Origin of the sequence: Lentihominibacter hominis, from assembly GCF_014385065.1 — a bacterium.
Classification (GTDB): domain Bacteria; phylum Bacillota; class Clostridia; order Peptostreptococcales; family Anaerovoracaceae; genus Lentihominibacter; species Lentihominibacter hominis.
Genome location: NZ_JACRTA010000001.1, coordinates 1,024,814 through 1,046,289, shown reverse-complemented (window position 1 = coordinate 1,046,289; position 21,476 = coordinate 1,024,814). Strand labels below are relative to the sequence as shown.

Below are 21,476 nucleotides of genomic sequence, written 5' to 3'. Positions count from 1 at the left end.
TTTGAAATATTTTTACTGTCAGCTGACGACTCTTTCCAGCCTTTTCAATGCAAGCGCCATGGTAAGCCCCGGAATTATTCTGTTTCCGGTTATCTCCACTCCCAACATCTCATTGATCTTTTTAAGCCTGTACTGTACCGTATTAGTGTGTATACCCATGAATTCAGCAGTCTTGCCGCTGTTCATGCCTGCATCGAGCACAAAAGTTTCAAGAGTCTCAAGAAGCTGCTTTCCTTTGTTCTCTCCCGCTTCTTTGAACGGGTCCAGAAGCTGTATATAATTTTTCTTTACAAAACCTCCCTGTATCTGTATATTGATACAGTTACTGACTAAAGTCAGTTCATATTTAGTAAATACTCGCTTATAGGGAAAAACATTCTGCACGAAAGACCAGCTCTCGCTTATAAGCCTGTATGCATCTCCCGCACCCTCTATGCCGTTAAGCCCTGTTACATGAAATATCCTCGCTTTTTTATTCCCCTTGAGCTTGTCGAAAAGCCTGACACAGCTATTTTTGAGAGCCGCACTGCCCCCACTGTCTTCAAAAGTCAGTATCATTCCATATGTCTCATCACCCTCGGTGATCTTCATAACATTGAGATCTTCCTCTTTCTCAAACTCTGCGAATACGTGACTTTCCACTTCTGTTCCTATTCCTTTTGAAAAGAATACACTTAGGATATCATCACCGCTTATCTTAGCTTCATCTTTAAGTGTATAAGCAAGGCTTTTATTGCCTCTTATCAAAGCTTTTATAAATTCAGCCTTGGCATCCCGCTCAGGAGTGTACTTCCACATCCCCATAGCAAGTTCTATTATTTCAGCCAGCTTTGTAATCTCACCGGCCGTATACGAGTCTTCATTATCCACGATAAACATATAGTATTTGTCATTGTTGATACTTACCGGTCCCCAGTACGTAAGAACACCGTTAACATCTATCATGGTGTATACCTTGGAATTGCTCTCGACATTACGCTCTTTTCCAAGCTTTATAGCATCAGATATGGTTGCCTTATGCCGGGTTTCCACCGTTAGTATAGGGTTAAAATCTTCGCTTAATATTATCAGCTGAAAATCATTGTTTATAGCTGCCTCTCTCACGGCAGACTGAAAATTACTATGCTTTTCAAAATTAAGCAAATGAAAAACCGTATTGCTTATAAGGCTGTTGCTGAAGTTATCGCCGTACAAGACTTTATCCATAACCTCAGTGATAGCTTCTGTATACTCAGCTTCTGCCGGCATTAGAATAAGGGGCACAAGCTCACGTTCGGCTGTCTCTATAACCCTGTGATCAAGAGATCTTACGGCTCTTCCTACATAATATACAGCCAGCGCCGCACAGCCTCTTCTGGCGATATGACGTACAAAACTGCATTGCTTATCTACATCATCTTTTATTCCCAGAAAACCTGTAAGAAAGATCTCCGCTTTGTTTACACGGTAAAATTTCAAATCATCATTATCACATGCATCAAGAACAGATATGGATTTGACGTCATTAGAAAGATTCAGTTTGCCGGCAACTACCTCTGCACCTTCAAATGCTTCCAGTTCCAGACAGTCCGCAACAGTAACCTTCATTATTCATTCCTCTTTCCATCATGAGACTGCTGATCATCATCGCCGTCTTCTTCATCAGTCTGATCATCATCGTCATTGAGATAATCTGTATCATAGACTGCAAGTTCTTCCTCACTCGGCATATCATCATCACTGATATCTTCTTCTGAAGGAGTTTCATCCTCAGCAGGAACCTCGTCCTGAGGTTTTGACAGATTTGTAGGATTAAAAGGTTCAGCTGTTTTAGTCTTATCGTTGTATATCATTATAGTCGGCTTGAATTTTGAGTTTCTGTTCTTCTCTTCTAATTCTTTTGCAGCTTCCTCAAGTCTCTTTCTCTCCAGCTCCGCCTCTCTCTTACGCATCTTCTCGGACTGTTCAGCTTCAATTCTATCAAGCTCACGCTTCTTTTCCATCTTGCTCTTAAGCTCTTCTGCCAGCTCCTTAGGTGTGAGAATTCCATCGTAAAGCTTTATAAACTGTTCATTGTCAAGGGTCTCAACTTCCAGAAGACCTTCAGCTACTGCCTTGAGCTGTTCCATATTTTCCTGAAGGATAGCCTTTGCAGCAGCATAAGCCTCTTCAATTATTGCCTTTACTTCCTCATCTATCTCGGATGCCGTCTCTTCTGAATAATTCTTCCTCGTGGAGAAATCTTTACCCAGGAACACTTCGTCTGATGAGCTGTAGTTTACAGGCCCCAGTTTTTCACTGAATCCATACTTTGTAACCATTTCCTTGGCTATATCCGTAGCTCGCTGTATATCATTGCTGGCACCTGTGCTGACATCATCCAGCGTCAACATTTCGGCCACACGACCTCCCAGCAAATGGATTATCTGTTCCCGCATGGTTTCCTTTGTTCCATAGTATTTGTCTTCCTTAGGAAGTATCATTGTAAATCCGCCGGCTCTTCCTCTCGGTATTATGGTTATCTGATGGACTGGATCTGTCTTAGGAAGTACGTGAGCCACCACAGCATGACCCGCCTCATGATAGGCCGTAAGCTTCCGTTCTTCTTCGCTTATAACTCTGCTCTTTTTCTCAGGCCCGGCAATTACCTTGGTTATAGCTTCCTCTATCTCTTCCATCCTTATCTTCATGCCGTTTCTTCGAGCAGCCAAAAGCGCCGCTTCATTGAGCATATTCTCTATATCGGCAGGCGAAAATCCCGGAGTTCTTCTTGCCAAGACTTTTGGATCCACACCTTCATCCAGAGGTTTGTTTCTGGAATGTATTCTGAAAATCTCTTCCCTTCCTACTATATCAGGGATTCCTATCACTATCTGTCTGTCAAATCTTCCCGGTCTGAGAAGTGCCGGGTCAAGAACATCAGGTCTGTTGGTGGCTGCCAGTATTATTATTCCTGCATTATCAGCAAAACCGTCCATCTCGACCAGAAGCTGATTGAGAGTCTGTTCTCTTTCATCATGACCGCCTCCTAAACCTGCGCCTCTCTTTCGGCCAACGGCGTCTATCTCGTCTATGAACACTATACACGGAGCATTTTTCTTAGCCTGCTCAAACAAATCTCTTACTCTTGAAGCTCCTACACCTACAAACATTTCAACGAAATCCGATCCGCTGATGGTAAAGAACGGAACGCCTGCTTCACCTGCGGTTGCTCTTGAAATATATGTTTTTCCTGTTCCCGGAGGCCCTACAAGTAATATACCCTTAGGAATCCTGGCTCCTAAACTGTTATATTTGGCAGGATGTCTCAGAAAGTCTACGATTTCTTCCAGTTCTTCCTTTTCCTCTTTAAGTCCGGCCACATCTTTAAAGGTTATCTTCTTAAGATCACTGTCCTTTTGGAGTTTAGCTCTGCTCTTTCCGAAAGACATAGCTTTACCTCCGCCGCCGCTCTGATTCATTATCAGAATAAAGAATACTACCATTATGCCAATCATTATCAGCGTCGGCAGCAAGCTTATCCATATGGATTCCTTTTTCGGCTCATCACTCTCCAGCTTCAGATTGCCTTCATCAACCTGAGGCATGATATATGAATCATATATATAGCTCAAGTCTACCGCACTGTTGACATAAGCGTACACTTTCTCCCCCGATTTAAGCTCGGCAGTGAGTTTCGTTTCCGTAACGTTAATATTCTCTACTTCATTTTCTTTCAGGTATTTAACCATAGTGGAAGTTTTCACTTCCTTCTGTTCCTCTGTAGTACCGCTGTTGTAAAACCACACCATTGCCAGTACAAGCCCGAATATGACCACATAGATTCCAATGTTTTTTGCCTTTTTCAAGTTAATTTTCCTCCCGGTAATGTTTATATCTGTAATTTTTTTGTTATTTTATACAAATTTATCATGTCATTTTATCATGTAAACCAAGTTCCTTCAATAGAAGCATCATCTTTTTTATGGTAAATTCACACAAACTTCAGTTTTTAAAGAATATCACTTTTCCTTTTTCGACTTTCAATCTGTATCCGTGTGGGAATTCCACTACCTTGGGTGCTTGTTTTTTCTTTATTACAGCATCCGCAGATTTTATGCGTTCCTGTGAGATATCCTTATCCAGTCCTATATCAGAAAATGCTTTCATGATAAGCCTGTGACGTATGGCATCATGAATCTTGCTCAATTCCTCGCGTTTCATGACAACAACTCCTGCACCGCCTGCTTCTTTATTCTCTTTTCGAATTACAACTGTCTCATATACTCTTTCAGTCTGCTGCCACAGATAGTCTTTATCTTCAGAAGCTATCTGCCCGAGCCTCACAAGGCATTGCTTTATATTCTCATTATAACTACCTTCTATTAAAGGTATAAGCTCAAGTCTTATTTTATTTCTGGTATAAACCGATTCATTGTTGGTGTGATCCGTGACAGGATCAAGTCTGTTCTCATGACAGTAGCTTTCTATAGAATCCCTGTACACATCCAATAGAGGCCTTATAACGCTGAATCCTCTTTCCTTCCTTTCGTAAGCTATTCCTGCCAGACCATCTGTTCCTGTTCCGCGAAGAAACCTGAAAAGAATAGTCTCCGCCTGATCATTAGCGTTATGCGCCACTGCTATTTTAACCGATTCCCTTGCTTTGCATTCATCTTCACCTTTTTCCATAAGTTCAGAAACTATCTTCTCAGCAGTTTCATAAAACACATCATATCTGGCTATCCTTCCCGCTTCTTCTCCTGTAACAGAAAGCTCCTCAGCCATTTTTGCACAATCTACTGTAAAAGTTCTGCATTGCGCGCCCATCTGCCGGCACAAATTTTCTGTATATCGCTGATCTCTTTCTGCCTCTCCCGGTCTGAATTTATGATTCAAATGTACGGGATATACCGTTATACCCATCTGTTCTTTCAGTAACATCAGCACATGAAAAAGGCATACCGAATCAGGGCCTCCTGACAACCCTAATACGATATGCTGTTCTTTTTCTATTAAATGGTGTTCTTTTATGGTTTTTCTGACTTGCTGGATCAACATTCTATCGTTTTTACTATTGCAAAACTCCGTTTCTGATATTTATATCTATTGTACCATGAAATTCCCCTGTAAGCCACAATGAAACGTCAAATAATTCTTGCTGTCAGCACAGTCAAATCATCACGTTCTTTTCCTATATAACTGTCTGCTGCCTGATTCAATATAAGGTCGCTCATAGTTGCCGGATCTGCGGATCTTACTTTAGCAGCAGTCTCTTTAAGCACGCTCAGAAACACATCATTTCTTCCATTTCCGCCGACTCCCCCATCACTCACTCCGTCAGACATCATTATTATCCAGTCATCTTTTTTAAGAACTGTTTCCATATATCTTATTTTAAGTCCATTGACTATTCCCAAAGGGACAGCTGACAGTTTTACTTCTTCGACTTTATCCCTGCGACGGATAAGTGTAGGCGCTGCACCTATTTTATAAAATTTAGTCTTTCCTGTGCGTTTATTAATTATAACCAGATCCACAGTGGCGTATGAATCCTCATCATCTTTCATCAGCATAACAGCATTTATCATTTTAAGAGCAAGATCCGTAGTCACTCCGGATTTCAAAAGTGATATTATTGTCTTAGTTACCATCAGACTCTCTGCCGCTGCTTTCTTTCCCTTGCCCATTCCGTCACTGACGATCATGGCAATCTTTCCGTCTCCGATATCCTGCCATCCACAGCAGTCGCCATTGATATCACCGGAAGCTGCGCACTGAGCGACTGCAATATCCACATTAAACCTTTCATGATTCAGAGATACTGAGCTCCTTACCCCTTCATTTAATCTGTGCCTTACATCATTCATAATTTGCCTTGTTATATCAAACTGATTTGCCAGAACTGATCTGCTGTCCAAATATGTTGAATACAGTTCTGCCAAGTCCGCCATGTCCTCAGCCTTTATTTTGAGTATCCCAGATGCTTTGCTGTCAGCTTCAGCCCTTGCATTTTCCTCGGTTCCCGCTAATATTACTATACTTTTTTTCAGCTTAGATCCAAACTTCCAGTTTACAGTGACAAATACTGCCGAAGCCAATAAAAGGCAGTAATTATCAACCCCCAAAACTATTCCGCTCTCTGCAAATCCCAAGGACCAGCATGTAAGGACAAAAACAGCCGCACAAATAAGCCCCCCGAAACGTTTAGCGAATATCGCCGCAGTTACGCCTATAACTGCAGTAGCAAGCAATCCCCACTGCTCCTGACCGATAAAGCTTGTCCAGATTCCCCCTATAGCAACCGTCAAAAAAGCAGCTGTCGAATCCAGATATACAAGAGTAAGCAAGGTCAGAAACAAAATGACTGGCCATGATAAAAACGAAATCCCCAGACCGTTTACTACCATAAGACACATTGACACGGCCGACACAAGCCGCAGTTCCTGCAAAACATCAGTTTTTCTATTCTCCTTGTCTGCCCATATGCTGTGTACAGCATCAAACATGAATACCATCGCCAGTATAAGAAATCCGTAAAGCATCAGTTTCTCAGGGCTTATCTTATATACTGTCGAGGTGGCAAGCCTGCTCACACTCATACATATAATGCCTATGGCAGCTGAGATCATGGCAGTCTGCCACGTTTCCAGCTTCATTTTTCTGGCTGCCGCAAATAAAATACCGCAGACAGCAACTGCCGCCAAATCCCCCCACGGATCATATCCTTTTGTAATATAAGGCAAAATACCTGCCGCCGCGGGTATGGCTAAATACAAATTTGTCACGCTTCTACAAGTCATATACGCAACAAAAGCCACCGCGGCGGGAAAGCATCCGTCCATTAAAGGACCATGGCTTATGACAAAAGTAAACAATATTAATATGACTACACGCGCTATTTTTGTTTTCGTTAAATTAAAAGCGCCTGCTTTGGTGGTGTTTTCCATTTTAAAAATCTCCATTCCCAATACAAGCACATTATACAGCCTGTCCTCATCGAAATTTGTCAAAACTCCTGTAACAGCAATTTATTTTTTGTCATGTTTTCCATAATACGAAAAGTGTGAAAAAATCATGCTTTTAATGTAAATTTACATTATGGTATCAGCCCTGTCCATTTCATATTTTAATAGGAAATATTGTAAGCACATTTCTGCTGTTTTATAATAAAACAAAAAAGGTAATCAATAAATATGGATATAAGAGTTTTGAATTATTTTTTAGTAGTGGCCAGAGAAGAAAATATAACCAAGGCAGCACAGCTTCTTCATATAACACAGCCTACTCTTTCAAGACAGCTAATACAGCTTGAAGAAGAATTGGGAGTTAAGCTGTTTCGAAGAAGCAGCCACAGTATATATTTAACAAACAGCGGCTTGCTGTTTCGCCAGCGCGCACAGGAAATGGTAAACTTGGCAGATAAAGCACAGGCAGAACTAAAACAAGATGCAGATATACTGTCAGGCAATATATCTATAGGCTGCGGAGAAATGAGAAGTGCGCAAGAAATCGCAAAACTTATCACTGATTTTCAAAACCGATATCCTTTAGTGCAATTTGAGCTATACAGCGGAAATAATGAAAATATTAAAGAACGAATGGAGCAAGGTTCTTTAGATTTGGGGCTGTTATTAGAACCTGTAAATGTTGTAAAATGCAATTTCATCCGCATGAGGACAAAGGAACAGTGGGGAGTTTTGATTCATAAGGATAACCCCCTTGCTCAAAAAAAAGCAATTCATCCCGGAGAGTTAGTTGGTACAAAAGTTATAACCATACATCTCAATACTCCCGTTCATCATGAGCTGGCAAACTGGTCAGGTGATTTTGCCAAAGAAATGAAGTCATGTGTAAACTATAATCTTCTGTATAATGCTGTGATTGTTGCAAAGGAGAAAAAAGGGGCTGTTATCTGTGTAAAGTTAGATAATTACTATGATAATATGATATTTATTCCTTTTGAACCAAAACTTGAATTGACTTCTGTACTGGCATGGAAAGACAGGCAATTATATTCAAAAGCAACACATACCTTTATAAATTTTATAAAAGAGCAGTATAAACAAGGATAATAGAAATTCAAATTTTGCATTTCTAATGATGTAATATAAGCATTAGACATATCAATAAATTGATTTTAAAATATAGGTGTAAGTAAGATAAATCACTATCTTATCTTGCACCTATTTTCTTTGAAAAGGGCAGAAAATGGATTTTTTATGGCACAAATTGCAAAATAAGCAAATTTAAAGGAGATGGAAAAATGAAATTTATAACTTTAAGTAACGGTGTAAAAATGCCTATACTCGGATATGGAACATTTACAATGAGTAATGATGAAACCGAACGTTGCGTTACGGAAGCAATTCAAGTCGGCTACAGATTGATTGACACAGCACAAGCATATCGCAATGAAGAAGGTGTTGGAAATGCAATCGTAAAATGCGGTGTATCCAGAGAAGAATTGTTTATTACAACAAAAATCTGGGTTGAAAACGCAGGATATGAAAAGGCAAAACGCTCTCTTGAAGAGTCTTTGAAAAAATTACAGACAGAATATATTGATTTAGTTCTCATTCATCAGGCCTTTAATGATTACTACGGCACATGGAAAGCTTTAGAGGAAGCATACAAATCAGGAAAAGTAAGAGCAATTGGTGTTTCTAACTTTTATCCGGACAGATTTATGGATTTAGTAACTTTCAGTGAAATTAATCCTATGATAAATCAGTTAGAAACTCACGTTTTCCAGCAACATAAAAATGATAAAAAATTTTTAGAAAAATACGGAACAAAACTGGAAGCTTGGGCACCATTTGCCAGAGGCAGCCACGGTATCTTTGAAAATGAAGTTTTAATGCAAATTGCGAAGCAGCATAACAAAACAATAGGGCAAGTGGCACTGCGTTTCTTAATTCAAAATGGTATCATTGCTATTCCAAAGTCTGTTCATAAAAATAGAATGGAAGAAAATCTCAATATATTTGATTTTTCATTATCAAATGAAAACATAAAGAAAATTGAAGAACTGGATTTAGGCGAAAATGTATTTATGGACCATGAAAACGCAGAAGATATTGAAAGATTCTTCAAAATGTTTAAGATCGGAAACAAATAAAAGGAGAACTCAACCATGATAAGAAATATTTTTATTGCAACAATCAAAGAAGGTGTAACTGACAGCGAAATTCAAAAGGAAATTGAATTGATGCGAAACATGAAAAATGAACTTCCGGAAATCAAAGAAATTATCGTAGAAAAAAGCACGGGATGGATTGGCTTAAGCAATGTTGTTGCTATGACGATTGATGTAGAAAGCAAACAGGATTTTGATAAAGTTATCCAAAGCTCTGCACATCAGAATGTAAGTAAAACAGCACCTGACTTTTTCAGAACAGATAATTTTATTTTAACACAAATAGAATATTAAAAAGGAGCGATATCAAATATGAAAAAAATATTAATAATTTCCGGACACACAGATCTAAACAATTCAGCCGCAAATAAATCTATATTGGAAAATCTTGAGTCCGCCCTGCCGCAAGCCGAATTTGTCTACTTGGACAAACTTTATCCGGATTTTCAAATTGATGTCAAAGCAGAACAGGAAAAGCTTGTAACCGCTGATATCATCGTTTTACAATTTCCAATTTTCTGGTATGCCATGCCATCACTATTAAGCCGCTGGATCGAAGAGACATTCCAGCACGGCTTTTCTCATGGTTCAGATGGAAATAAACTTAAAGGCAAAAAATTGATTGCCTCTTTCACTACAGGCGCCCCTGAATTTATGTATAGTTATGAGGGAGAACAACATTACCCTATAGATGATTTTCTCACACCAATAAAAGCTATGTGTAATTTATGTGAATTAGATTATTCAGGCTATATTTATACCGGAGGAGTCTCTTATCAAAATCGGAATGATGCCGAAAAAGAAACAGAACTAAAAGAAAAAACGGCCATACATACAAATAAACTATTAAAATTATTGCAGACATTAAATTAGTTAAATATAAAAATTTCTTGCAACAAAACATGTAATCAAATATATACTTACTTAATATTAAAAATTGCCGGGCTTTCATTAACCCCAAAAGCCCGGCAAAATTCTATTTTTTACCTGTCATCAGGCAGTCAGCTATTTCCCAATAATACCGTAAAACCTCATAGCATTTTCCTTTGTCTTCTCTGCTACATCCTGGAGATTCATTTTTTTTATTTCCGCCACTTTAGCCGCAGTATACTCTACCATGGGAGGCGTGTTTTTCTTTCCCCTGAAAGGCTCCGGTGTGAGATATGGCGAATCAGTCTCCACCAAAAGAAAGTCTATAGGGATTTCCTCCACAACAGCTACGGTTTTCTTATTATTCTTATAGGTAACAGGTCCCGCTATTGAAAGTGTAGCCCCCAATTTTACATACTGCCGTCCAAGCTCAGCACTTCCCGAAAAACAGTGAAGAAGTACTCTTGAATCACTGCATAAACCTGAATGTCTGTCTGCATACCCTTGAGTATCCGGACGCTTGGGAAACCAGCTTTTACGTTCCTGCGAAAAAGCACCCTCCTCTTTCAGAATATCCATTACTTCCTGATCTGCCTCACGTGAATGTATCACTATAGGCATCTTAAGCTCGTTAGCAAGACGTATCTGCCTTCTGAACCATTCACGCTGCACATCTCTGGGAGAATTATCATAATGAAAGTCAAGGCCAATCTCTCCTATGGCCATTACTTTTTTCTTTTTTGCAAGCCCTTTTATCATCGCCAGCTGCATATCATCCATATCTTTGGTATCATGAGGATGACATCCTACAGCTGCATAGCACCATGGATATTTTGCGGCATGATCTGCCGCTAATTTTGAACTGGCAAGGTCAAACCCGATATCCATCACATAATCAAGCTGTGAGTTTTGCACGGCCTTTATCATTTCTTCTCTTGCCTCTTGCGGCATCTCATTATTCAAATGTGCATGTGAATCAAAAAACATTATCGTATTCCCTCTTTTCGTTATTTTTCTGTTTTCATTAAATTATAGCAGAGAATATGGCTTTGCAATACTTAAAAATTACATAACATGGGACTATTTTACACGAAGAGCCTATATAACTCCAACTGTTTTTTCTGCATAGTAAAACTCTGCAGATCTGGCTGAGTCAGTTCTGCAGAGCTGATTATATTTTATGTTACCGGATTCCCATCATCTGCTGTTGTGGAAACAAATTCTATTCTTTCTCTGCCGTCCACAATATTATCGGCAAACATTATCATTCCCTTAGACTCAAGACCTCTGAGCTTTCGGGGCTTGAGGTTGGCCACCACAACGACTTTCTTTCCTACACATTCTTCAGGCTTAAAGTAATTGGATACGCCTGAAATTATCTGGCGTTTTTCAGTCCCCATTTTAACCTGAAATACGAGCAACTTATCGGCCTTGGGATGTTTCTCTGCCGATATTATGGTACCTACCCTGAAATCGATCTTGTCAAAATCATCAAATTCTATTTCCGGTTTCAACTCCAGCGGAATATCTGCATCTTCTCCGCCGCCTTTTAGAGCTTCCAGCTCTTCCAGCTCCTTTTCGATGTCAAGTCTCGGGAAAATAGCATTTCCTTTTTTTACCTGCTCACCCTGCATCATTTCAAAGCTAAAAGCATCTTCCCATGCCACATCAGCATACCAAAGGCCCAGCTGCTTCCGTATAGCATCGGAAGTAGTGTGCATAAATGGATGAATCAAAACGGAAATAATTCTTATAGTTTCAGCCAGATTATGGAGCACATTATCAAGTCTTGGCTTCTTCGCTTCGTCTTTAGCAAGAACCCACGGCATCGTTTCATCTATATATTTATTGGCACGTCTTACAACTACCCAGATCTCCTCAAGAGCCATATTGAAAGCAAATTTATCCATATTGGACTCAACTTTATCTGCCGCGCCCAATGCAACAGTTTTAAGATCTTCATCTACAGAATCCGATGCATCAGTCAAATCAGGTACTATTCCTCCATTATATTTTTCTATCATGGATACTGTTCTGGATACCAAATTCCCTAAATCATTAGCCAAATCATAATTCATTCTCTTGAGCATCACCTCATTAGTGAATACCCCGTCTTGACCAAAAGTATATTCTCTCAAAAGAAAATATTTAAGAGCATCTATTCCATATTGCTCTATTAGTTTCACAGGATCTACCACATTACCCTTGGACTTTGACATTTTACCGCCTTCCAGCAGCAGCCATCCATGTCCGAGAACCTGTTTAGGAAGGGGAAGTCCTGCGCTCATAAGCAGTGCCGGCCATATCACCGTATGAAATCTTACGATTTCTTTTCCCACAAGGTGAACATTGACAGGCCAGTATTTATCATACAGCTCAGGCTCATCCGGCCACCCCAGCGCTGTTATATAGTTTGAAAGAGCATCAAGCCATACATACATAACATGCTTTTCATCAAGAGGTACCGGAATACCCCAGTCGAATGTCGATCTGGAAATACACAGATCCTCAAGCCCCTGTTTTACAAAAGCTATCATCTCGTTTCTTCTCGTATCAGGCTGTAAAAATTCAGGATTATTTTCAAAAAGATCCAACAGCCTATCCTGATACTTGGAGAGCTTAAAGAAATATGCTTCCTCCTTTGCTTTCTCCACAGGTCTTCCACAATCAGGGCATTTGCCGTCAATAAGCTGACTCTCCGTCCAGAATGATTCACAAGGAGTACAGTAAAGGCCTTCATACTCACCCTTATATATATCACCATTTTCATAAAGCTTCATGAAAAGTTCCTGAACCCTCTTTATATGTCTGGTTTCGGTAGTTCTGATAAAATCATCGTAAGATATCTCCATAGTCTTCCATAAATCCTTTATCCCGGCGACCACCTCGTCCACATAATCCTGCGGTTTCATGCCTTTTTTCTCTGCTATAGTCTGTATCTTCTGCCCGTGTTCGTCGGTTCCTGTGAGAAATCTCACATCATACCCAGAAAGGCGTTTAAATCTGGCCATAGCATCTGCCATGACAGTACAATAAGTATGCCCTATATGAAGATTTGAGCTCGGGTAATAAATAGGTGTAGTAATATAATAAGTGCCTTTATTTTCTGCCATTTTATCTGATCATTCCTTTCTATCTGAACAGTTTCACATCTGTATATTTTATTATAAGGTCTGCTATATCTTCTATTCCGATATAACCGCTGTCTATGGAAAGATGGTAATTGACAGGCTCTCCCCACTTCTGTCCTGTATGATAAGCGTAATAATTGGCTCTTGCTTTATCGGTATCTTTCATCAGCTTCTTTACGTGTTCCTGGGGAATTCCGTATTCTTCTACAGCCCGCTTTATCTTGTCTTCCTCTTCGGCATATATGAACACATTTGTAGCCTCCGGCATACCTCTCAGAATATAGTCAGCGCATCTTCCCACTATTATACAGGAACCTTCGCCGGCGATTTCTTTAATAGTATCAAACTGCGCCAGAAAAAAACGTTCATTGAGAGACAGACTCTCCGGACCGGCTTCAGCTGTTCCCATAGCAGATATAAGACTGTAGAGAAAACTGTTCTTCGCCTTCTTCTCCGCATCCTCCATCATTTCTCTGGAAAATCCCGACTCCTCAGCAATCCTATCTAAAAGCTCTTTATCGTAATACGGTACGCCAAGCTTTTCTGCAAGGCGCTTTCCTATAAGCCTTCCTCCGCTTCCGAATTCACGACTTATGGTTATTATTTTTTTATCACTCTTCATATGGCTTCCTCCCTTAGACGGTTTTTTCAGAACAAAACCATTTTCGCATAATTTTTCAGCGGACGGCTTTGTTGGTACATTATATCACATTTTATCTTTGATTGTAACAGAATTAACCTTTTCAGGCGACTCTTCCTCAGGAACCAACATCAGCAGTTTCATTTCTCCCGGCTCCAAAGTTATGCCTTTGAGCAAATCATACTGCGCAGTAGAACGAGAATGACTTACTTTAGGAAAACAGCAACTTCTTATGGTTTCACGAAGCGGACGACTTACCGAATTCGGAGCACCTATACTCCTCCACACAGCAACCTCATCATCTCCATGAAACTGCAAAGTATATGTAAAGATGGAATAATTGCACTGTATATCTTCTATATGCAGAAATATCTCTTTTCTGGAAAGATCCTGTCTATATTTATCTTCACCTATGTTATTACATAATATGCTTATCTTTTTCCCCTGCCGAGACACAGTACAAAACTCTTTATCAAAGACTCTTTCATTATATAACCGGTTTATAAGAAAGTGAAAGTAATACCATTTTGTACGAAATCCCTTTTCTCCATACATAGAAGTTTCTCTGCCAAAAACTGAAGCCGTTTCATTTATTTTTTCTATTTCTTCGTCTTCTTCTCCAATAATTTCCATGTCTATTCCAAATTCACGGCACAGATCTCTCACAGGGCTAAAAAATTCATATGATCCGTAAAATTCATATAATCTGTCAAAGTCAGATGTTTTGGCAAACACTCTGTCAAAATCCATTTCACAGAAAATGTCCCTCATATAATCCATATGAAATAAGGTCTGAGGGGTGACTTGCAGCTGCCTTGCTCGAAAAATATTATCAGAGTTCTCATATGTATTGCCGAGAATTACATAGACAGACAAACGTTCAGTGTTCTCGACAAGAAAATCTTCAGGATAATACTTCCTCTGATACATTTTAAGATAAGAAAGCTGTTCTTCTTTTCCATAACATATTATATCAGGTATGCTGTCTTCGGGATTTCTTTTGCCGTAACGTTTTCTATATGTACTCAGGGACACTTTGGCATGAACAGCGAAAGCTTTTCTTAAATAAACAGCCGATGAAAATCCACACTCTTCGGCTATTTCCTCGACAGACTTTCCTGACTCCAAAAGAGGATACAAAGCTATATTCAGTCTTATAGCATTAAGCAGATCCTGAAAGCTCATTCCCAGAGTATCCTTAAGAAGATGAGAAAGATAATACTTATTCAGATAAAAAGCATCAGCCACATTAGAAAGGGTTAATTTTTCACTGTAATGCTCCTGTAGATACGTAAGGATTTCTTCCGCCCTCGTTATCTGTGTAAGAGGCAGCCTCTGGGGATAATTATGAAGAATATAGTCATCATAATAAAACCATTGAAAATTATTCATCATATATGTATAGCATTCCAATACTATATCCGAAAGTTCTGATTTATATGAAGACGTTTTCTCCATATAACAGCACGCTATATTTATAAGATATCGCCTCAGCTGCTCTATAGTCTGAGTGGAAGAATATTGATCAAAACTAGCCATACTGAAGGCTGAAAAAGCAGGCACATTGTAAAGATGCGCAATATGATCCATGTGAAAATGTATACTCATTACTCTGCAGGGCCCTCCTATCTTTTCTATATTATGTATAGTATCCGCATTTATAAAAATAAAATGATTTTCTTCTATTGCATCTATAGAATAAAAGCTGGTATGTACAGAGGCCTGACCATCAATGATAAATATAATTTCAGGGTCTTTATGATGATGCATTGGATACTCTTCAACATCATATATAGCTACAGATACGATTTCTCCTTTTATATAATTTCTTGTTTCACTCACAACATCGCCCCCCATTAAGATACTTTTTTCACCACAATAATATCAGAAAAATATTAATATTGCTATTATTACGTAAATATTTTTATGCAATAAAACGATTTTTATATTAATCTTCAACAATAATCGGCATAGAATTTTCTGATAATTTAAAATATAATTTTTGCAGTGAATAGATCTAATCACACTATTTCTTATTATCAAGGAAAGGAGCAGATATGGCAGATAAAATTTTTTATAACGGACAAATATATACTATGGATTCCTGCCGCAGAATCTGTGAAGCCTTTGCCGTCTGTAATGACAAACTGGTTTATGTCGGTGACTCACAAAACGCAATGTCTTATAAAAAGGAGGATACTTTACTGATAGATCTAAAAGGCCGAAGTGTCTTACCCGGTCTGGGGGATGCCCATTTACATGCTTCAAGCACATGTGAACTTATCTTCAGCTTTAATATGTATAACATCGGGCTTTCATATGACGCGAAACCTTCAGAAGCAATGAATATCTATCAAAATATTATCAGAAAAAATATTAAACAAAACCGCTCTGTCAAAGTTTTGAGAGGAACAGGCTGGGATCCGTCATATTTTATGTCTGATCTTAAATCCATGCCTACAGCATCAGACATAGATAAAGTATGCAGCAATATTCCCGTTATATTAAGATCTTATGACCATCATTACCTATGGGTCAACAGTAAGGTTCTTGAAGATTCAGGGATATCAAAGGATACACCTTCACCCAGAAACGGGATTATATGGAGAGACGAAAATATGAATCCCACAGGAATATTCCAAGAAAATTCAGCAATAGATCTAATTCTCAAAAGTGTTCCTTACGGAGATTACTCTATTGAAGAATATGAAAAAGGTATCATGTATTATCAAAAAAATTTTGGCAATGCATATGGTACGACACTCATCTTCGACGCACTTGCCACAGAAAACGCCATACAAGCATATAAGAATCTGGCTGTAAGAGATGAACTTAACATGCGAGTTACGGCAGTATATGCTGTCGACCCTGAAAAACCTTTATCTCAGCTTGATCATATTATCAAACAACGTGGATCTGAGGATGTAGGTGAAATCTTCAGAAGGAACACTGTAAAAGTATTTGCCGACGGAACAGGTCTGTCTATCTACATGGATAAACCCTATGAGCCGGAATATCTTAAAACTATCGGTATGAAAGAAGGATATAATGGTCATCCCCAATGGACAGAAAGCGAATTGAGAGAAATCTTTATGAAAGCGAATGGAGCCGGAATGCCTGTACATGTACATTGCATGGGAGACGGCGCTGCAAAAATGACTTTAGATGCTATAGAGTACACGAAAAATCAGGGAATTGCAGTAGAGAAAATGAGGAATACAATAGCTCATTTTATGGCCATAAAAGAGGAAGATAAAAAACGTATGGCAAAACTCAATGTCATAGCCAGCGTCCAGCCTATATGGGGATGTTATTACAGCATGACAGAAACCATAATAACAGAAATGCTGGGAGATAAAAGAGCTCGGGCACAATACCCTATGGGAAGTTTTAAAAAGGAAGGAATAAAAATGGCCGCTGGAACTGATTTTCCTGTGATAATTCCGCCAAGTCCATTTCTTGGTTTTAAAATAGGAACTACCCGTACCGTGAACAAAGCTCATCCCGAATATAAAATATACAGAAATTGTCCTCTTGGACCAAAAAATGATCCTTTAAGTGAGACTGTGGACCTTAACGACATGATAGAGATGTATTCTATCGGACCTGCCTATCAAACATTTTGCGATGATATCACAGGAAGCCTTCAAAATGGTAAATCAGCTGATTTCGTCATACTGGACCGCTCTATATCAGACACTTCTCTTGAAGATCTTGATAGCCTTAAAGCAGAATCAGTTTACTTTAGAGGAAAAAAAATATTCTAAATAAGGAGGTTATAATCATGAAAAACTTCAGTTTAAAAGATGAAACCGGAAAAATATATTATGGATGGTATATCGTCTTAACCGCCGCTATCATATGTGGCCTTGTCTACAGCGGGATCGTCTCGGTGACAGGGGTCTTCCTTCTTCCGGTTACCGCTTCGCTAAAACTGCCCATAGGCGGATATTCATTTTATATGACGATCATGTCCCTGACCCAAATAGTCACTTTACTGAGTATATCAAAATTTCTTACGGCGAAAAATATAAAAAAGATCATGACAATTGCCGCACTTTTAGGAATTATATCATTCATAGGATTCGCCATGGCAAGGTCTCTGATTTGGTTCTACATATTTGCTGTTCCGCAGGGATTTTGCTTTGGAGCTTTCACTATGACGCCATGTCAGATCCTTGTATCAAATTGGTTCGGAGAAAAAGCGCGTGGTAAAGCTATGAGTTTTTTCCTGACAGGTATGTCACTTATAACTGTAGTCCTTATGAATGCGCTGAACTATATAGTCCTGAATATAAGCTGGCAGGCCGGTTACATAACATTATCAGCATGTGTCTTAATATGCCTTCTGATAGCTTTTAAAACAGTATCCTGGAGTCCTGCCGAAAAAAATATGAAACGCATGGGAGATCTAAATGAAAAAGAACTCGCAGAAATAAATTCTGCAGAAGTAAAAGGCGTGTCTTTTATAGAAGCACTTAAAAAACCCATCACATGGATAGCGTTTATTTCCTGTACTTTAGCAGTCATAGTCTCCAGTTCTATCCTTCAGCATGGCATCCCCACTATGGTAATGGCCGGACATAATCAAACCAGTGCCACAGCCATAGTCTCAGCAATGTCTGTAATAATGATGTTCACAGGCCCCATCGTAGGAATCGTTTGCGATAAAAAGCTAAGTGTGGCAGCAGTAGGAACAAGTATCTTTTTCTGTATAGCGACAATAGGCCTCGCCTTCATGAACTCCGGATCTGTAGGAATAATTCTTTTTACAGCAGGATATATTTTCGGTGTTCCTGCAATAAATATTATTTCACCGCTTCTGATGAGTCATATGTATGGAGAAAAGGATCTTGGCAAACTTATCGGCTATGTCAATGTATTTATAGGAATAGGAGGCGCGATCGGTGCCGCTGCTGTGGGAATGCTGGTACAAAGCTACGGAACGTACAAAATGCCTTGGCTCTATATGGCCGCAATACTGCTTGTAGTCGCGATCATACGAGGAATCTGCACAAGCAGCAAAAGAAAATTCAAAGCAGACTTATAAATTGACAATCAGATTTTTCAAAAATCAGGATTGTAAAAATATAAAACAATTAATAAGTCTAATTAAGATACAAAAAACTGCAGCACTGACCAGAGTTTTTCCTCAGTGCTGCATTCTCTTAAAACTTATCCGTTTTATATAGCTTTATTTCTCGCTGTTTACTATTCCAATATCTTTTCTGTACTGCATTCCTTCAAAACGTATTCTTCTGATATTATCATACGCCTTGGCTTTTGCTTCTTCATGAGTTGTGCCAAGCGCAGTAACTCCGAGAACTCGGCCTCCCGATGTGACTGTGGCCATGTGAGATCTGCCTTTGCAGCCTTCCTTATTTTCATCGGCGCAACCCAACTCTGATGTATCCTTTTTCGAAGTTCCTGCATGGAAAACTATTACATCTTCATCCACCTTATCAAGTCCGCCTATGACCTTATTTTTTTCATAGCTTCCAGGATACCCTCCTGAAGCGGCGACAACACAAACAGCCTTTTCTTTTTTCCATTTTATATTCACATCTGCCAGTTTGTTTTCCGTAACCGCCATAAATATATCCAGAAGATCACTATCAAGACGAGGCAGTACCGACTGTGTCTCGGGGTCTCCGAAACGATTATTAAACTCTATAACTTTAGGGCCGTCATCAGAAATCATAAGACCTATGAAAAGCACTCCTTTAAAATCCAGTCCGTCATCCTGAAATCCCTTGAGCGTAGGTTCAAGTATCTGCTCCTTTATTTGTTTTTCAAGCTGCGGTGTGAATACAAGGCTTGGGGAATATGTGCCCATCCCTCCCGTATTCGGACCTTTATCTCCGTCAAATATCCTTTTGTAATCCTGCGCCGATTCCATCGGTATAATGGAAGTCTCGTCCACAAAACACAGCATGGAGGCCTCTATTCCTGTCAAGAACTCTTCAACAACAACTTTATCTCCGGCTGCGCCGAAAACTTTCTGCCCCATCATTTCTTCTATTGCCATCCTGGCATCCACTTCATTTTCAGCGATTACAACGCCTTTACCCGCTGCAAGACCATCAGCCTTGATAACCATAGGGTATCCGTAAATTCCAACGGCATTCAGCAGTTCATCCTTGTCAGTAAACTCTTTATATCCTGCTGTCGGAATATTATGTCTTTCAAGGAAAGACTTGGTGAATGATTTGCTGGCTTCAAGCTGTGAACATTTTCTGTTGGGACCGAAAACCTTTACACCTTTGCTTTCCAGCTCATCCACTATTCCCATAGCCAATGGAACCTCAGGTCCTATTACCGCCAGATCAATACTGTTTTCGGAAGCGAATGTACAGATTCCGTCTATGTCTTCTGCTGCAATATCGACACACTGAGCTATCTGAGCTATCCCTGAATTTCCGGGCGCACAGTAAAGTTCGCCCACCTTTGGGCTCTGCGCCAGTTTCCAGCATATAGCATGCTCTCTGCCGCCTCCACCTACTACTAATACTTTCATTGTTATTTCTACCTCCTGGAAAGGGTCTCTCTGTTTTTAGTGATGGAACAGTCTCATTCCTGAGAAGTACATTGCTATTCCATACTGATCACAGGCTTCGATAACAAGATCATCCCTTATGGAGCCTCCCGGCTGAGCTATGTATTTCACGCCGCTTCGGTATGCTCTCTGGACGTTATCGCTGAATGGGAAAAATGCATCAGAACCGAGAGCCACTCCATCCATCTGGTCAAGCCATTCTCTCTTTTCTTCTCTTGTAAGTGGTTCCGGCTTTTCAGTGAAAAATTGTTCCCACTGTCCGTCAGCCAGTACATCCATATAGTCCTCACTCATATATACATCTATGGCGTTATCTCTGTTAGGTCTTCCCACATCTTCTCTGAAAGGCAGGTTCAGCACCTTAGGACACTGACGGAGAAGCCAGTTGTCAGCCTTCTGTCCCGCAAGTCTCGTACAGTGTATTCTTGACTGCTGTCCCGCACCTATACCTATCGCCTGTCCACCCTTTACATAACATACCGAATTGGACTGAGTATATTTCAGTGTTATGAGAGCAATGATAAGATCACGCTTTGCTTCTTCTGATATATCCTTTGTCTTAGTGACAATATCTCCCAAGAATTCATCGTTAATAGGCATTTCATTTCTTCCCTGCTCAAAAGTTATGCCAAATACCTGTTTATGCTCAACAGGATCAGGCTTGAAAGATGGGTCTATCTTGATTATATTATAATTTCCTTTTTTCTTTGTCTTGAGAATTTCCAACGCTTCCGGCTCATATCCGGGTGCGATCACACCGTCGGATACTTCTCTCTTTATGATTCTGGCTGTGTCTACATCACATACATCGGAAAGAGAAATGAAATCTCCGAAGGAAGACATTCTGTCAGCACCTCTGGCTCTGGCATAGGCTGATGCCAAAGGAGATAAATCGCCAAGATCGTCCACCCAGTATATTTTTCTTTCAACTTCACTGAGAGGAAGACCCACAGCGGCCCCTGCCGGTGAAACATGCTTGAATGAAGTTGCCGCAGGAAGTCCCGTCGCTTCTTTTAATTCCTTCACAAGCTGCCATCCGTTGAAGGCATCCATAAAGTTAATATAGCCGGGTTTTCCGTTAAGTACCTCTATCGGCAAATCTCCATCTTCCACGAATATACGGGAAGGCTTCTGATTAGGGTTACAGCCGTATTTTAATTCCAGTTCTTTCATTATTTCTCT

The 21,476-nt window shown here is 39.7% G+C and carries 16 protein-coding genes; 6 read left to right on the top strand and 10 right to left on the bottom strand.

The genetic code is table 11. The annotated features are described in order from the left end of the window. Positions 1-18 precede the first annotated feature (18 nt). The 4 genes from H8692_RS04865 to H8692_RS04850 all read right to left on the bottom strand — a co-directional run bounded on the left by H8692_RS04865 (position 19) and on the right by H8692_RS04850 (position 6,923). Entirely contained in the window at positions 19-1,587 is a 1,569-nt protein-coding gene (locus tag H8692_RS04865) for a PucR family transcriptional regulator (protein WP_177269693.1), read from the bottom strand. Continuing rightward, complete coding sequence (gene ftsH / locus H8692_RS04860; protein WP_177269695.1) at positions 1,587-3,827, bottom strand: ATP-dependent zinc metalloprotease FtsH; 2,241 nt, start codon at positions 3,825-3,827, stop codon at positions 1,587-1,589. Before ftsH ends, H8692_RS04865 begins: the two co-directional genes overlap by 1 nt. Before the next feature lie 136 nt (positions 3,828-3,963). Then, positions 3,964-5,019, bottom strand: coding sequence for a tRNA lysidine(34) synthetase TilS (gene tilS, locus H8692_RS04855; protein WP_177269697.1), 1,056 nt, complete (start codon positions 5,017-5,019; stop codon positions 3,964-3,966). An 86-nt stretch (positions 5,020-5,105) separates the two neighbouring features. After that, the gene (locus H8692_RS04850) at positions 5,106-6,923 is read right to left on the bottom strand and encodes a SpoIIE family protein phosphatase (protein WP_207722944.1); all 1,818 of its coding nucleotides are present in this window, start codon (positions 6,921-6,923) and stop codon (positions 5,106-5,108) included. 231 nt (positions 6,924-7,154) lie between these two features. Here H8692_RS04850 and H8692_RS04845 point away from each other — a divergent pair, with 231 nt between their 5' ends. The 4 genes from H8692_RS04845 (at position 7,155) to H8692_RS04830 (ending at position 9,970) form a co-directional block, all read left to right on the top strand. Further along, positions 7,155-8,033 carry a LysR family transcriptional regulator gene (locus H8692_RS04845; RefSeq protein WP_177269701.1) on the top strand — a complete coding sequence of 293 codons (879 nt, stop codon included), beginning with the start codon at positions 7,155-7,157 and terminating at the stop codon, positions 8,031-8,033. 191 nt (positions 8,034-8,224) lie between these two features. After that, positions 8,225-9,079, top strand: coding sequence for an aldo/keto reductase (locus tag H8692_RS04840; protein ID WP_177269703.1), 855 nt, complete (start codon positions 8,225-8,227; stop codon positions 9,077-9,079). Between the two features lie 15 nt (positions 9,080-9,094). Continuing rightward, positions 9,095-9,391, top strand: coding sequence for a Dabb family protein (locus tag H8692_RS04835; RefSeq protein WP_177269705.1), 297 nt, complete (start codon positions 9,095-9,097; stop codon positions 9,389-9,391). Positions 9,392-9,409: 18 nt separating this feature from the next. Beyond that, positions 9,410-9,970: an NAD(P)H-dependent oxidoreductase gene (locus H8692_RS04830; protein ID WP_187525090.1), complete on the top strand. Its 561-nt coding sequence runs from the start codon at positions 9,410-9,412 to the stop codon at positions 9,968-9,970. 132 nt (positions 9,971-10,102) lie between these two features. Here H8692_RS04830 and H8692_RS04825 read toward each other — a convergent pair whose 3' ends face one another. The 4 genes from H8692_RS04825 to H8692_RS04810 form a co-directional block, all read right to left on the bottom strand. Further along, positions 10,103-10,954 (bottom strand): TatD family hydrolase, encoded by an 852-nt coding sequence (locus H8692_RS04825; protein WP_177269709.1) that lies wholly within the window; start codon positions 10,952-10,954, stop codon positions 10,103-10,105. 191 nt (positions 10,955-11,145) lie between these two features. After that, on the bottom strand, positions 11,146-13,080 hold the full coding sequence (metG, locus tag H8692_RS04820) for a methionine--tRNA ligase (RefSeq protein ID WP_187525089.1): 1,935 nt from the start codon (positions 13,078-13,080) through the stop codon (positions 11,146-11,148). Positions 13,081-13,099: 19 nt separating this feature from the next. Then, positions 13,100-13,720, bottom strand: a complete 621-nt coding sequence (locus H8692_RS04815) for a cytidylate kinase-like family protein (RefSeq protein ID WP_177269713.1) — start codon at positions 13,718-13,720, stop codon at positions 13,100-13,102. An 84-nt stretch (positions 13,721-13,804) separates the two neighbouring features. Further along, complete coding sequence (locus H8692_RS04810; protein ID WP_187525088.1) at positions 13,805-15,580, bottom strand: helix-turn-helix domain-containing protein; 1,776 nt, start codon at positions 15,578-15,580, stop codon at positions 13,805-13,807. Between the two features lie 215 nt (positions 15,581-15,795). On the opposite strand from H8692_RS04810, the gene H8692_RS04805 reads away from it, so the two are divergent. Both H8692_RS04805 and H8692_RS04800 read left to right on the top strand, forming a co-directional pair. Further along, entirely contained in the window at positions 15,796-17,505 is a 1,710-nt protein-coding gene (locus H8692_RS04805) for an amidohydrolase (protein ID WP_187525087.1), read from the top strand. Positions 17,506-17,522: 17 nt separating this feature from the next. Beyond that, the gene (locus H8692_RS04800) at positions 17,523-18,788 is read left to right on the top strand and encodes an MFS transporter (RefSeq protein WP_187525086.1); all 1,266 of its coding nucleotides are present in this window, start codon (positions 17,523-17,525) and stop codon (positions 18,786-18,788) included. A 144-nt stretch (positions 18,789-18,932) separates the two neighbouring features. Here the strand turns inward: H8692_RS04800 and purD are convergent, their stop codons facing one another. Together purD and H8692_RS04790 are read right to left on the bottom strand one after the other, a co-directional pair. Then, on the bottom strand, positions 18,933-20,255 hold the full coding sequence (gene purD, locus H8692_RS04795; protein WP_187525085.1) for a phosphoribosylamine--glycine ligase: 1,323 nt from the start codon (positions 20,253-20,255) through the stop codon (positions 18,933-18,935). 36 nt (positions 20,256-20,291) lie between these two features. Next, positions 20,292-21,467: a phosphoribosylaminoimidazolecarboxamide formyltransferase gene (locus H8692_RS04790; protein WP_177269723.1), complete on the bottom strand. Its 1,176-nt coding sequence runs from the start codon at positions 21,465-21,467 to the stop codon at positions 20,292-20,294. Between the last annotated feature and the right edge of the window lie 9 nt (positions 21,468-21,476).

What these genes read in the sequence shown, in the direction of transcription:
- H8692_RS04865 (WP_177269693.1), bottom strand. Translation starts at nt 1,587, where the DNA reads ATGAAGGTTACTGTTGCGGACTGTCTGGAACTGGAAGCATTTGAAGGT.
- tilS (WP_177269697.1), bottom strand. Translation starts at nt 5,019, where the DNA reads ATGTTGATCCAGCAAGTCAGAAAAACCATAAAAGAACACCATTTAATA.
- H8692_RS04850 (WP_207722944.1), bottom strand. Translation starts at nt 6,923, where the DNA reads ATGGAGATTTTTAAAATGGAAAACACCACCAAAGCAGGCGCTTTTAAT.
- H8692_RS04845 (WP_177269701.1), top strand. Translation starts at nt 7,155, where the DNA reads ATGGATATAAGAGTTTTGAATTATTTTTTAGTAGTGGCCAGAGAAGAA.
- H8692_RS04840 (WP_177269703.1), top strand. Translation starts at nt 8,225, where the DNA reads ATGAAATTTATAACTTTAAGTAACGGTGTAAAAATGCCTATACTCGGA.
- H8692_RS04835 (WP_177269705.1), top strand. Translation starts at nt 9,095, where the DNA reads ATGATAAGAAATATTTTTATTGCAACAATCAAAGAAGGTGTAACTGAC.
- H8692_RS04830 (WP_187525090.1), top strand. Translation starts at nt 9,410, where the DNA reads ATGAAAAAAATATTAATAATTTCCGGACACACAGATCTAAACAATTCA.
- H8692_RS04825 (WP_177269709.1), bottom strand. Translation starts at nt 10,954, where the DNA reads ATGTTTTTTGATTCACATGCACATTTGAATAATGAGATGCCGCAAGAG.
- metG (WP_187525089.1), bottom strand. Translation starts at nt 13,080, where the DNA reads ATGGCAGAAAATAAAGGCACTTATTATATTACTACACCTATTTATTAC.
- H8692_RS04815 (WP_177269713.1), bottom strand. Translation starts at nt 13,720, where the DNA reads ATGAAGAGTGATAAAAAAATAATAACCATAAGTCGTGAATTCGGAAGC.
- H8692_RS04805 (WP_187525087.1), top strand. Translation starts at nt 15,796, where the DNA reads ATGGCAGATAAAATTTTTTATAACGGACAAATATATACTATGGATTCC.
- H8692_RS04800 (WP_187525086.1), top strand. Translation starts at nt 17,523, where the DNA reads ATGAAAAACTTCAGTTTAAAAGATGAAACCGGAAAAATATATTATGGA.
- purD (WP_187525085.1), bottom strand. Translation starts at nt 20,255, where the DNA reads ATGAAAGTATTAGTAGTAGGTGGAGGCGGCAGAGAGCATGCTATATGC.
- H8692_RS04790 (WP_177269723.1), bottom strand. Translation starts at nt 21,467, where the DNA reads ATGAAAGAACTGGAATTAAAATACGGCTGTAACCCTAATCAGAAGCCT.